The following is a 12,289-nucleotide window of genomic DNA, read 5'->3' as shown; positions in this document are numbered from 1 at the left end:
ACAGGGCACATCGCTCTGGAGGTGCACATCATGCTGATCAGCGCCACGTCTTACGTCAGTAGCCCGCAAACCCTTGCCACGTCAGCCTCGACACGGACCGCGCCGGCTGCCGCCGAGGCCGAAACGCCGTCGCCGCTGCTACAGGAGTTGCCGCCGCTGCAACTGTTGCAGGGCAAGGATTTGCCGCAGGCAACGGCAGATTTTGCCGATGACCTTGGCAGACTGTTTCGCGCGGCCGGCGTCTCGGTGCCGCCCGAGCCGGTGCTGACCACGGACTATGCCGGAAAGGTGGTGGTGGCGAACGATCATCCTGACAAGGCGCGTATCGAGCAGATGTTCGACGATGAACCCGAGATGCGCAATCGATTCGCCGAACTGTCCGGGGCGCATTCGTTGCAGCGCGCGGTGGAGGGGTATGACCAGTTTGCCGCGTCCTATGCCAGCCTGCAGGGTAACCCTGCGGCACAGGCTGCATTGGTGCGCGACCGGATTGCGCATAACAAGGCCCAATTCTTCATGAATATCGGTGCCGACGGCGCCGAGCCCTTTTTCGGAGGGCTGGGACGGGTTTCGGCCTGAGTGCCGTGTGGGGCCGATGGCCGCGCCATCCGGATGCAGACCTGGGCAAATGCCTGCGCGCGGTTGCGGATATTCGGCACCCTGAACGGGCGCATTGGTATGCAAGAATGCTTGATCACGCCCTTAAGTCTGATCGTCAAAGGAAAGGTGGCGTTATGCGCACAGTAGGGGGCTTCGGTATGTGCCTGATCGTGATGCTGTCGGCCTCGGCCGCAGCAGACGAGCTCCAGGCGACGCCGACTGAGCGCGAATTGCGTGAGGCGTGCAGTGCCAATTCGGAGGCAGGGATGCGGGATTGTCTTGCCGACAAGGTCCGCGAAAGCGTCAGGGTCCTGGCGCTGGCCGAACGGGACGTGGGCGACGCGCTCTCCAGATGGGATGAAGACGCGAAATACATCCGCTTAGCCAGAACAAAGCTCGGTGTTTCGGGTAAGACGTTTGCCAAGTACCGGGACGAGCAATGCGCTTTTGCCGCCTCGATCGGCGGTGGCGCGATTGGCAATGCGCTCGAACTCAGGCGTCTCGCTTGCGTGGCGGAACTGAACTATGGGCGTGCCGAGCAGCTGCGCCATGCAGTGTCCGACCTGCCCTTGAAATAGCGGCTTGCCGACAGGCGCGGCGCATCGCTTGGGTTGCGCAGGTGCCGGCTACAGCTCCTCCAGCCCCTCATGCAGCCTTTCCGCTGCCCGCAACCGATTCCCCGCCTCGACCTCGGGCCGATGCGCCAGCGCCGACACCAGCAGGTTGAGCACGCTCATCGCCGCGGCATACGAGTCGAAACGGCCCGATCCGCTCGTCTCGCACGCGATGCGCCAGGTGGCGTCGACCTCTTTGGCGGGCGTGGTGGCGTCCATCAGCACCAGCACGGGCACGCCGGCCTTTTTCGCATGGCGGGCGATCTGGGCGACCACCGGCACACGGCGGCGGAAGGCGAGGATGACGAGCATGTCGTCGGGGCCGAAGGCCGCGAGGTCTTCGCCGATGGTCTGGCCGGCCTGCGGGAGCAGGGCGACGTGGTTCTTGAGCAGCACGAGCTGGCGCGCAAAGTACTGGGCCAGGGCGTGGCTGTTGCGGTAGCCGATGACGCCCACGCGGCGGGCGCGGGCGAGGGTGGCGATGGCGGGCTCGACGACGCCGCTGGTCAGTCTCTCGAAGGTCAGAGCCAGGTTCTGCAGGTCGCGGCGCAGGTGTTCGCCGAAGGCTTCTTCCGAGGCGGCAGAAAGGTCCGATGCGGCCTGGAAGCCGGGGGCGCCCCAGCGTTGGGCCTCGCGTGCTTCGCGGCGGGCGGCGGCGAAACCGTCGTAGCCGACGCGCTGGATGAAGCGTGTCACCGCGGCCTTGGAGCTGCCGGCGATGGCTGCGAGCTCGGTGGCCGAGTGGGTGGCGAGCAGGGCGGGTTGCGCGGTGAGCAGCTGCGCCAGCTTGTGCTCGGAGTCTGGCAGCGTTTCGCCGAGCGCTTCGATGCGCTCGTCGATGGGTTTGAAGCGTTTGGTGGGCTTGGGGGTCATCGCTCGCTGCGCGTCTGCCGGGTGTCGAATGTTGTTGGCGTATTCTGCCTGTATTGCCGGGCACTGTGCGGCTTGCACATCTCGCCCGGCATTGCGGTCGACGATCAGGCCGGTTCGACGGGGCCTTTGGTGTCGACGATCAGGCGGTAGGTTTCCGGTTCGCGGTGCAGGCCGAAGTTGAAGACATTGTCCTTGAGCTCGCGGCAGCGGTCGAGGTCGCACACCGCGGTCACCAGTTCGTCTTCCACCGTCGAGCACATCGCCACGATTTCGCCGGTGGGCGCAATGATGCAGCTCTGGCCGAGCAGGTCGCAATCTTCTTCCTTGCCGGCCTTGGCGATGCCGACGATCCACATGCCGTTCTGGTAGGCACCGGCCTGCAGCACGAGGTGATTGTGGAAGCCCTGCAGGTGGTCGTGTTCGGGCACCGGCGGGTAGTGGATGGGGGTGTTGTAGCCGATGAAGGCCATCTCGACGCCCTGCAGGCCGAGTACGCGGTAGGTTTCCGGCCAGCGGCGGTCGTTGCACAGTGCCATGCCGAAGATGCCTTTCTCCGCGCCCGCCTGCGCGCGCCAGGCGCCGAAGCCGAGGTTGCCGCGCTCGAAGTAGCGCTTTTCCAGGTGCTGGAAGGCGCGCCACGGTTCGTGCTCGCGGTGGCCGGGCAGGTGCACTTTGCGGTACTTGCCGACGATGGCGCCGGTCGGATCGACCAGGATGGCAGTGTTGTAGTGGTGGGTGACGCCGTCTTCCTGCGCCAGTTCGGCGTAGCCGAGATAGAAGCCGATGCCGAGCTTCCTCGCCTCGTCGAACAGTGGCAGGGTGTCGGGGCCGGGCATTTCGGTCTCGAACCAGGCGTCGATCTCGGCCTGCTCCTCGGTGTACCAGCGCGGGAAGAAGGTGGTGAGCGCCAGTTCGGGGAAGGCCACGTAGTGGCAGCCACGGGCCTTGGCTTCGCGCATCAGTTCGATCATGCGCGCAACGACCTGGGGCCGAGATTCGGTGCGCGCGATGGGGCCGAGCTGGGCGGCGCCGACGGTGATCTTGCGGGTCATGCAGGTTCTCCTGCCGGCGGCACGGTGCCTGCCAGTTCGCACAGAACGGCAAGCAGCACATTGGCGCCGGCTTCGATGTGTTGGGGATGGGTGAATTCGCGCACGTTGTGGCTGATGCCATCCACGCTGGGGACGAAGATCATCGCCGTGGGGCAGACCGCGGCCAGCATCTGCGCGTCGTGGCCGGCGCCGCTTGGCATGCGTCGGGTGCGCAGGCCCTGCACACGGGCATGGCGTTCGATGCGGTCGCACATCGCCGGCGCAAAGGGCACCGGGGCAAAACGGGCGAGCGTGCGGGTGTTGATGTCCACTTTCTCGGCGTCGCGCAGGGCGTCGAGGTGTGCGGCCAGTTGTGCTTCGGCGCGTTGCAGCAGGGCTTCGTCGGTGTTGCGCAGATCGACGGTGAGCACGGCGCGGTTGGGCACGACGTTGACCAGGTTGGGAAAGAACTCGATGCGACCGACGGTGGCAACCTGGTCGCCGCCGAACTCCTGCGCCAGTTCGCGCACGAAGTTGATGATCGATCCCGCCGCCCAGCCGGCGTCGCGGCGCAGCGCCATCGGCGTGGTGCCGGCATGGTTGGAGGTGCCGAGGATCTCGATCTCGGTCCAGGAGATGCCCTGTACCGACTCGACGACGCCGATCTCGATGCCTTCGCGGTCGAGCACCGGGCCTTGCTCCACATGCAGCTCGACGAAGGCGTGCGGGGCGGCGGCCGGTGTCGGTGCGCTGCCTGCGTAGCCGATGCGCGCGAGTTCCGCGCCCACGGTGCTGCCGTCGATGCCTTGTGTCTGCAGCGCTTCGGCGAGTGGGAGTGCGCCGGTGAACACGAGGCTGCCCATCATGTCCGGTGCGAAACGTGCGCCCTCTTCGTTGGTGAAGAAGGCGACTGCCAGCGGGTGCTCGGTCTCGATGCCGGCATCGTTGAGGCTGGCAATCACTTCCAGCCCGGCGAGCACGCCCAGATTGCCGTCGTAGCGGCCGCCGGTGCGCACGGTGTCGATGTGCGAGCCGGTCATCACCGCGGGGCCATTGCCGCGGCCGGCGCGCACGCCGACTGCGTTACCGATGGCATCCACCGAGACCGACAGGCCCAGCTCGCGCATCCAGCCGCACACCAGGTCGCGCCCGGCACGGTCGGCGTCCGTCAGCGCAAGGCGCGCGCATCCGCCGCCCTCGATGGCGCCCACGGCGCCCAGGTCGGCGATGCGCCTGTGCAGGCGTTCGGCGTTGATTTGCAGGACGGAGGCGGTCATGGGGTGTACCTGTGGGTGAGTTGCGCAGGGGCTGCGGGGGAAACCCATCCCCACCCCAACCCTCCCCTTGAAGGGGAGGGGGCTGTCCGTGGCAGTCCGACGGATTTCTTCTCTCCCTTCAAGGAAGGCGAAGTCAGGGTTGCGGCGAGTATGGCGTTGCTCATTGCGCGCCTCCTTCGACCGCCTCTGCGCTGCGGCCCACGAGTCGGGCGTACAACTCGGGGTCGGTAGCGCCTTCGCTGCCGAACAGCAGCACGCGGCTGTCCGGGCCCAGGCCGAGGTCGGCCGCCAGGCGCGGGCGGCTGCAGGCCATCAGCAGACCGGCCAGACCGGCGACGGCGGACTCACCCGCGGCAATCGGCGTGTCGCCGAAGGGCGTGTCGGCGAGCAGGCGCATGGTGTCGACCGCCGCCGCATCCGGAATGGTGAGGAAATCGTGGGTGCCGGCGGCGAGCACTTCCCATGCGATCAGGGACACCTCGCCGCAGGCCAGTCCCGCCATCAGGGTGTCGAGATCGCCATGCACGGCGGTGGGCGCGCCGGCCAGCGCCGAGGCGTAGAGGCAGGCGGCCTTGTCCGGCTCGACGACGATGAAACGTCCCCGGGCGTCGCCGAGTCGTTCCCACATCTGTGCGCAGACCGCCGCGGCCAGACCGCCGACGCCGCCCTGGATGAAGACGTGTGTCGGGGGGGCGGCTTCGGGCCACTGTTGCAGCGCCTCTTCGACCATGACCGAATAGCCTTGCATGACGTCGCGCGGCACATCGGTGTAGCCGGGGTAGGAGGTGTCGGACACGATGAAGCGGCCGTGGGTCTTGGCATCGGCGTCGGCGGTGCGCACGGCGTCGTCGTAGTTGCCGGCAGTGCGGATCACCTCGGCGCCATAGCGTGCGATCGCCTCGCGGCGACCTTCGGACACGGTGGCGTGGATGTAGATGACGCACTGGCAGCCGAAGGTCTGCGCGCCCCAGGCCACCGAGCGGCCGTGATTGCCGTCGGTGGCGCAGGTGACGGTGATGCCGGAAACGATGTCGGCGAACTTGCCGGCGATGAGCTCGCGGCTGCTGGCGTGCTGTCCGGTGCGGCGCAGGATCTCATTTTTCAGCAGGCGCAGCACCGCGTAGGCGCCACCGAGTGCCTTGAAACTGCCCAGGCCAAAGCGGCCGGCTTCATGCTTGTAATGGATGGCGCCCAGACCGGCGGCTCGGGCGAGGCCGGGCAGGCCTACCAGCGGCGTGGGGGCGTAGCCGGGCCACTCGCCGATCTCGGTCATCGCCTCGGCATGCGCCGCCAGGCTGAGGATGGGCTTGAGCCGGTCGGGATAGGGGCCGGTGGCACGCCCGGCGCCGCCGGCGCAGTGCGCCAGCGGCAGGACGGCCAGCTGACCGGGGAGGTCGAGCGTGGTCATGGCATTACTCACTTCGAGGCGGCCTCGACCGCCTGTTGCAGGGACGCCAGCATGTCTTCGCCTTCCTTGCCGAAGGTGTCGACAATGTAGGCCTTCACCGCGGGCTGGGCAGCGTCGCGGAAGGCGGCCTTCTCCTTGGCGGTCAGCGTAGTGACGGTCATGGTCTTGGCCAGTTCGGGCAGGCCCCTGGACGAGGCCTCGATGATGCGGCTGATGCCGCGGTTGGCGACGATCGCGCTCTTGGCGGCGTTCTTCACCACGGTCTGCTCTTCGGGCGTCAGGCTGTCGAAGAACTTGCGGTTGATCACCCACACATAGGGCGCGAACAGGTGATCGGTGAGGGTGATGTGCTTCTGCACTTCGTTGAACTTGGCCATCGCGACGATCGGGATGGGGTTCATCTGGCCGTCGGCGACGCCGGTCTGTAGTGCGGTGTAGACCTCGGCCCAGGCGATGGCGGCAGGCTGGCCGCCAAGGCTGCTGATCACGCGCTTGTGCGATTCCAGCGTCTGGGTGCGGATCTTCAGGCCCTTCATGTCTTCCGGGGTCTTGATTGCGCGCTTCGAGTTGGTGATGGCGAAGAAGCCGCCGGAGTCGCCGAAACCGAGCACTTCCATGCCGGTCTTCTTCTCGATGTCATCGCCCAGCTTCTTGCCGAAGGGGCCGTCGAACACCGCGTAGGTGGTGGAGATGTCGGGGAACACGAAGGGCATGTCGAGCACGCCGATCATCGGGTAGGTGCTGGCAAAACCGCCCACCGAGAACACGCCGGACTGCACCACGCCGGCCTTGACCTGCGACAGCACCTCGTTGTCCTTGCCGAGCTGGCCGCTGGGGAAGGTCTGCACCTTCACCGAGCCGCCGGTGCCGGCCTCGACGAGGTTCTTGAACACGGTGACCAGTGCGCCGGTGGTGCTCTCGAACGGATCGTCCACGTTGAGGTGGTGCAGCTTGAGGATCTTCTCGGCGTGCGCGGGGGCAACGGCAAACACCATGGTGGTGGCGACGGCGGTGAGCAGGGTCTTGAGCTTCATGGGTGGGACTCCTTAAGGTTGGACGTAACCGAACAGGCGGGGAACAAACAGGGTGAGATCTGACCAGTAGGTGATCAGGAACAGGATCGCGACTTCGGCGATGAGGAAAGGCACCAGGGCGCGGGCGATGCGCTCCATCTTCTCGCCGGTGACCGAGCACAGCACGAACAGGCAGGCGCCCACCGGCGGCGTCATCAGCGAGATATTGAGGGCGAGGATGATCATGATGCCGGCGTGCACCGGCTCGATGCCGACGGCCGCGGTGAGCGGGCCGAGTACCGGCGCGAGGATGATCAGCGCGGCGGTGATGTCGAGAAACATGCCGACGAAGAGCAGCAGCGCGAGGATCAGACCGAGCACACCTTCCTTGCTCGAGGCCACCGACAGCATGGCATGCGCGATCATCTGCGGAATCTGGTGAAAGGTCAGCCACCACGACAGGATGGACGCCGCGGCGATGATCAGGAATACGCTGCCGGTGATGCGGGCGGTGCGGATCAGCATCACGCCGACCTGGCGCAGCGTCAGCGTGCGATAGACGACGAAGCCGACGAACATCGCGTAGGCCACCGCGATCGAGGCGGCTTCGGTGGGGGTGACGACGCCGCCGAGAATGCCGCCGAGGATGATCGCCGGCATGGTCAGGCCGATCAGGCTGTCCTTGAAGCTGACCAGGATGGAGATCAGGCTGGGGCGGCCCTCGCCCTTGGGCAGGCCGAGCTTCTTGCCCAGTGCGGCGATGACGGCCATGCAGATGGCGCAGATCAGCAACCCGGGCACGATGCCGGCGGCGAACAGGCCGGCGATCGACACCCCCATGATGGAGCCGTAGATCACCATCAGGTTGGAGGGCGGTATGGTGGGGCCGATGATCGAACCCGCCGCGGTGACTGCACACGCAAAAGGCTTGCTGTAGCCCTGTTTCACCATCGCCGGGACAAGGGTGTTGCCCATCGCCGCGGCGTCGGACACCGCGGCGCCCGTCATGCCGGCGAACAGCACCGAGGCCACCATGTTGGCATGCGCCAGGCCGCCGCGCAGGTAGCCCACCAGCGACAGTGCAAAGGCGACCAGGCGCTGGGTGATGCCGGAGGCGTTCATCAGCTCGCCGGCAAGAATGAAGAAGGGCATGGCCATGAAGGTGAACATGTCCAGACCTTCGAAATAGCGCTTCGGCGCCATGGCGAGGAAAGACACGTCGCCCAGCTGTACCAGTCCGATGGCGCCAGCAATGCCGATGACGACGCCAATCGGCATGCCCAGCAGCATCAGCCCGAAAAAGGAGACGGCAACAATCCACATGATGGGCGGCTCAGTAAGGAACGGCGGCCGTTTCGGCGCGCGGCAGGTTGGTGAAGTCGGCGAGCAGTCGCACCCCGAACTGGAAGGCGGCCAGTGCAGAGGACACCGGCACCGCGGCAAACGGCACCTCCATCGACAGACCGAACAGCGTCGAGAATTGGGTACGGCCCTCGATCGTCATGTCGATGCCGTAGATGCACATGAACACGAAGAAGCCCACCGTCAGGGCATCCGTGCCCAGCTTCAGAAACCGGCGTGCGGTCTCGGGCAGGTGGGCGGGAATGAGGTCGAGCCCGACATGTTCGCGCCACCATGCGCCGCAGGACACCGCGAGCAGCGCCGCCCAGATCATCAGGTAGCGCGATAGCTCTTCGGTCCAGCTGATGCCGTCCTGGGTCAGATAGCGTCCGCCCACCCCCAGCCACACGACGAGTACCATCGCCGTGATCAGGCCGGCGCACAGCCACTCGACCCCGCGGTTGACCTGGCGGCCAATTTTCTCGATGCATTGTGCCAACGCGGTCAGGCTCATGCATGACTCCTGGGTAATCCGGCAAGTGGTTTGTGGTCGGCGTTCCGACGCGTTGAATTCACTCTAAAACATAAGTTTCAGAATTTCAATCTTGAAATTTATGTTTCCAAAGTGGTGCGAGGATGCCGGCTAGGGCACCGGCATTGTGCATCGCAAGATATTGATGAGTATGGAAAAGTTTACTATCTGGGGGCGTGCGGTGCCCGGATGCACTGAAACAGCACATGGTCGGATGCGGCAGGAATTGCGCGGCTCGTATTTGAGGCCTTGGGGGCAGGCTATCCCGCTCGCCGCTGCGTGTGCGACAGACACGCGCTTTGCGCCGTCAGCGCTTAATGCAATTGAGGGCAGTCGATCGAGCTCGTGCGCACGGCAAGCAATACGGAAGCCACCTCCCTTCGAAGCAATCTACTTACTTCTGTCCGGGCAAGGTGCGGGGAAATCCGGTTTGATCTGTCTGCCATTGATCCTGATCGGGCGGGCAACGAAGCACTGGTCGAGCCATGACTTACCCATCTCGAAGATGATGGCCTTGGTCGTAATGACCGGCTTGGACCAGGTCTTTCCACCGTCAGTGGAGATGGACTGATAGACGCCTTCGAAAGTCCCGAACCGCCTGTCAGTGGCGTCGCGAAGCAAAGGCTGTTCGTAGATATATCTGTCTTTGCTCGGAACGACGAGCGAAAAGAGATATGTTGAACTCTTGAAATCTGCCGCCTGCATGGCCCCCCTAGTACTGGGAGCGAGTTTATCCCACGGACCGATGGTCAGTTTTTCCCACGGAAAGCCTTCAAGCGGTAGCCAATTATCATCCCGATTCAGGTAGCTGAATGCTACCAGCGGTATGCCGTGGAGCTTCCCGACCTTGGCGCAGACTTCACGCAGTTCGATATCCGTTGTGTTCAAGAAGGATACGGATGCGGGCGCCTCTGACTTGAAGGCTTTGAACGGTTCCCGCTCCTCCTGGTATTCAACGCTCCATGGCCCCTGATTCAACCGTTCTGCAGCCTCGGGAAGAACCCTGGCAAGCGGATACCAGTCGTACCCGGCAGTGAGGACGAATTTGCTGCCGTCGGGAAGCCCGCACTCCAGCACATCCTTGCGAGGAATGCCGGGCATTGCCGCCAGAAAAACTGCGATCAACACCACGCCCATGACGAGCAGTACCACACGCCGGATCCATTTCATCCTCTGCTCCCGATCAACTCCTGGCTGAAACGTCCTGACGAAAAACGTGGTTTGTGCTCAAGGCTGCTTCGTCCTTCTGTGGGCCTCCGTCGGAAACCGAGTGTCTGAAGGCCAGCCCGACCTGTGCCGATACCCGCAGGGACGCGGGGCATGTCCGCCAGCCAGCGAAACACACTGCTCACGTTGATGCCATACGCCGCAGCAACGCCGATTAATCCTGGCCTCACGAATCGCCTTGACCGCTTGTTGATGCATAACCTGCAGCGCCTCGTGCGGGTGTTTGCGGTTGTCGGATGTTCTTCCGCAGTTCATATCTGTATTGACTTATGTAAATGATGTCAATCTCTAAAAATCAAGTGCTTCGATTCTATTGTTTTTGATTTCGGCTTCTGCGCCTTCGGATAATGTGACCGGATCGCCTTTAACGTTGATAAAGGTGTTTCCCTCGATAAGCACATCTTTCGCCCCATCCTGAATCAGAATGCAGTTCGACGGGCTTCTCCACCGGCAGAGTTGCAATGAAGGCACCGCTGTGTCCGTCTCGCATCCATCCAAGTTTCGATCAGCGTAGTCAATGCGAATGTGGTTATTGCGAATCACAGCGCTCGTGCCTTCTCTAAGGATGATGGCTGCACGGGGCGGGGTAAGCACCTCATCTGGCAACTTGTCGAAGAAGACCATCGTTGGGCGTTCGTGGATCAATGACTGCGCGGATTGCTTTCGCAGGCGTATTGTGCAGTTCTCGATGGTGACGTTTGGGCCCGCAACGAAAATCGCAGACAGGCCCGCGCAGTCGATGTCGCAATTGCGAATAGTTATATGGCTTCCCTCGACGGCCATCGAAATCATGCTCGTCTTGATGGTTAGGTTCTCGAACAGATAGTCGCAACGGACGTAGTCGACGACGGGTTTGGGTTTGCGGTAGATCTCGGTTACGTAGTCGTCGAAATCGCCATGCCCTTCGTATCCTGGAAAGGCATTCGGCTCAAGCGGCGGATTCTGTCCATCTCGACGGGGTCCCGCTATCATCTTGCGCTCTCGTACGGATCCTTTGGTCACTGGCTGAGTGCCGAAGGTGTCGCCAGATTGTGCTCTTGGGTTCCATTCGCGCATGGCACGAATGCCCATGCCGTTTCCTTTTCCCGACTTGAGATCAATAGTGCCGTTGCGAATGGTTACTCCGCGAAGGTCTATGCTCTGTGGAGCTGTGGTGGTTGGAAAGATCGCTGCATCATTGCGAGTCTTTGAGCGTATGAATATGCCTTCAGTATTGAGTTCGCCACCGATTGTATTGCCGCGAAGATCAACATCGACGTTACCACTCCAGATCGTGAGCATCGCTTGCAATATGCGAGGATAGTTGCCTTCAATCGTCCAGTGGGCACGCTGAATAGCGCTTTCCTCAAGCACGTAGTGCCCAGCATTCTTGATGATATGACGTTTGTCCCAGTCATTCTTGGGGTTTGCTCTAGGTAAAGGGGCTGGGCTGTGATTGGCCATTGTACTGAGCGGTGTTATCAATACAAATCCCATTGGCATCGTGCGACTTAAGAATTCGCGCCGATTCATATATTTTCCATATTGCCTATTGGTTAAAAATGACTCCAGGATATTTATTATGGTCCAGTTCTGTCAAAAATGTTCTCCGGTTGTCTTCCGCGGTGTCTACATCGTAGTCGCCGAACTTCAAGTCGATGTCAATGCCCATATTGATGAGTGCTCAGCCCAGAATAGTGATCTTTTCATCTAAGTTCATCGGCCCGGAGATATCTTCATATCCTCGGAATGCGTTGAATGTTCTCAAGGTGGCTTCAATCTCGGTCCATGTCCTTGTATGAGTTGCATCTGCCACGGGGAGCTTGACAAGTTCGTTGTACATGGTTGTTTCTGCTTCGAGTGTCCGAGCTTCGCGAACGTACCAGCCGTATGGGAGTGAGGATCCGTCGTAGTCGAACGGGTCGTTGTAAGTCTTGTCCGGCTCAACTCCGGCTAGTCCGTGTCCAAGCCCCAAATTACCTGCCGCGTAGGGGACGTTGTATTTGTTGCGGTGGCCGTAGGTATCTGCCAAGGCGTGCAGATACTCGCCATAGAGCTGTAGGTATGCCCTTGGGTGGGCAGTCGGGTCGGTGTATGCCTGAAAGCTGGCATTTCTTAGGCACTCGATTTGAGGTGCAGTGCTGCCGGTAGCGAGATCACTGTTATTGAAGTTTCTGAGGAGCTCCCCTGCATTTGTGGGATCGGTCATGACGAAGTGGTATTTGATCAGTCGATTGACGTGGCCGTCAGATAGGTTCGTGGGCTGCGTTGCATCGTTGTTGTCAATGTACTGTGAAGCCAGTGCGATGATCTGGCTGTTCTCGATGTCGATGCCTGCCGCAATTGCCAGGAAATAGGTCATGTAGTAATGCACGTCGATTGCATAGAGCCCCA

General features: G+C 62.5%; 12 protein-coding genes and 1 pseudogene. 2 read left to right on the top strand and 11 right to left on the bottom strand.

Annotation, left to right across the window (positions count from 1 at the left end; genetic code table 11):
- Positions 1-30: 30 nt before the first annotated feature.
- Positions 31-579, top strand: a complete 549-nt coding sequence (locus J5J83_RS13425) for a hypothetical protein (protein ID WP_212349907.1) — start codon at positions 31-33, stop codon at positions 577-579.
- Positions 580-686: 107 nt separating this feature from the next.
- Positions 687-1,178, top strand: a complete 492-nt coding sequence (locus tag J5J83_RS13420; protein ID WP_212349905.1) for a lysozyme inhibitor LprI family protein — start codon at positions 687-689, stop codon at positions 1,176-1,178.
- Positions 1,179-1,226: 48 nt separating this feature from the next.
- Here J5J83_RS13420 and J5J83_RS13415 read toward each other — a convergent pair whose 3' ends face one another.
- From J5J83_RS13415 to J5J83_RS13370, 11 genes and pseudogenes are all read right to left on the bottom strand, one after another.
- Complete coding sequence (locus J5J83_RS13415) at positions 1,227-2,087, bottom strand: MurR/RpiR family transcriptional regulator (RefSeq protein WP_212349903.1); 861 nt, start codon at positions 2,085-2,087, stop codon at positions 1,227-1,229.
- Between the two features lie 104 nt (positions 2,088-2,191).
- Positions 2,192-3,139 (bottom strand): N-carbamoyl-D-amino-acid hydrolase, encoded by a 948-nt coding sequence (locus tag J5J83_RS13410; RefSeq protein ID WP_212349901.1) that lies wholly within the window; start codon positions 3,137-3,139, stop codon positions 2,192-2,194.
- Positions 3,136-4,395: a Zn-dependent hydrolase gene (locus tag J5J83_RS13405; RefSeq protein WP_212349898.1), complete on the bottom strand. Its 1,260-nt coding sequence runs from the start codon at positions 4,393-4,395 to the stop codon at positions 3,136-3,138. Before J5J83_RS13405 ends, J5J83_RS13410 begins: the two co-directional genes overlap by 4 nt.
- A gap of 160 nt (positions 4,396-4,555) precedes the next feature.
- Entirely contained in the window at positions 4,556-5,803 is a 1,248-nt protein-coding gene (locus tag J5J83_RS13400) for a diaminopropionate ammonia-lyase (protein ID WP_212349896.1), read from the bottom strand.
- A gap of 8 nt (positions 5,804-5,811) precedes the next feature.
- Entirely contained in the window at positions 5,812-6,837 is a 1,026-nt protein-coding gene (locus tag J5J83_RS13395; protein ID WP_212349894.1) for a DctP family TRAP transporter solute-binding subunit, read from the bottom strand.
- Between the two features lie 12 nt (positions 6,838-6,849).
- Positions 6,850-8,139, bottom strand: coding sequence for a TRAP transporter large permease (locus J5J83_RS13390; protein WP_212349892.1), 1,290 nt, complete (start codon positions 8,137-8,139; stop codon positions 6,850-6,852).
- 10 nt (positions 8,140-8,149) lie between these two features.
- Positions 8,150-8,671: a TRAP transporter small permease gene (locus J5J83_RS13385; RefSeq protein WP_212349891.1), complete on the bottom strand. Its 522-nt coding sequence runs from the start codon at positions 8,669-8,671 to the stop codon at positions 8,150-8,152.
- A gap of 408 nt (positions 8,672-9,079) precedes the next feature.
- A complete protein-coding gene (locus tag J5J83_RS13380) occupies positions 9,080-9,859 on the bottom strand; it encodes a sialidase family protein (protein WP_212349889.1) in 780 nt (259 codons plus the stop codon).
- 152 nt (positions 9,860-10,011) lie between these two features.
- A pseudogene (locus J5J83_RS23000) lies at positions 10,012-10,171 on the bottom strand (IS630 family transposase); the annotation flags it as partial.
- Positions 10,172-10,204: 33 nt separating this feature from the next.
- Positions 10,205-11,428, bottom strand: coding sequence for a right-handed parallel beta-helix repeat-containing protein (locus J5J83_RS13375; protein ID WP_212349887.1), 1,224 nt, complete (start codon positions 11,426-11,428; stop codon positions 10,205-10,207).
- 151 nt (positions 11,429-11,579) lie between these two features.
- On the bottom strand, positions 11,580-12,289 hold a 710-nt coding region (locus J5J83_RS13370), incomplete at its 5' end, for a DUF6765 family protein (RefSeq protein ID WP_212349885.1).

The sequence above is a fragment of the Azoarcus sp. L1K30 genome (assembly GCF_018122735.1).
Classification (GTDB): Bacteria; Pseudomonadota; Gammaproteobacteria; order Burkholderiales; family Rhodocyclaceae; genus Parazoarcus.
This window is presented reverse-complemented; position numbering and strand designations above follow the sequence as displayed.

What these genes read in the sequence shown, in the direction of transcription:
- J5J83_RS13425 (WP_212349907.1), top strand. Translation starts at nt 31, where the DNA reads ATGCTGATCAGCGCCACGTCTTACGTCAGTAGCCCGCAAACCCTTGCC.
- J5J83_RS13420 (WP_212349905.1), top strand. Translation starts at nt 687, where the DNA reads ATGCTTGATCACGCCCTTAAGTCTGATCGTCAAAGGAAAGGTGGCGTT.
- J5J83_RS13415 (WP_212349903.1), bottom strand. Translation starts at nt 2,087, where the DNA reads ATGACCCCCAAGCCCACCAAACGCTTCAAACCCATCGACGAGCGCATC.
- J5J83_RS13410 (WP_212349901.1), bottom strand. Translation starts at nt 3,139, where the DNA reads ATGACCCGCAAGATCACCGTCGGCGCCGCCCAGCTCGGCCCCATCGCG.
- J5J83_RS13405 (WP_212349898.1), bottom strand. Translation starts at nt 4,395, where the DNA reads ATGACCGCCTCCGTCCTGCAAATCAACGCCGAACGCCTGCACAGGCGC.
- J5J83_RS13400 (WP_212349896.1), bottom strand. Translation starts at nt 5,803, where the DNA reads ATGACCACGCTCGACCTCCCCGGTCAGCTGGCCGTCCTGCCGCTGGCG.
- J5J83_RS13395 (WP_212349894.1), bottom strand. Translation starts at nt 6,837, where the DNA reads ATGAAGCTCAAGACCCTGCTCACCGCCGTCGCCACCACCATGGTGTTT.
- J5J83_RS13390 (WP_212349892.1), bottom strand. Translation starts at nt 8,139, where the DNA reads ATGTGGATTGTTGCCGTCTCCTTTTTCGGGCTGATGCTGCTGGGCATG.
- J5J83_RS13385 (WP_212349891.1), bottom strand. Translation starts at nt 8,671, where the DNA reads ATGAGCCTGACCGCGTTGGCACAATGCATCGAGAAAATTGGCCGCCAG.
- J5J83_RS13380 (WP_212349889.1), bottom strand. Translation starts at nt 9,859, where the DNA reads ATGAAATGGATCCGGCGTGTGGTACTGCTCGTCATGGGCGTGGTGTTG.
- J5J83_RS13375 (WP_212349887.1), bottom strand. Translation starts at nt 11,428, where the DNA reads ATGAATCGGCGCGAATTCTTAAGTCGCACGATGCCAATGGGATTTGTA.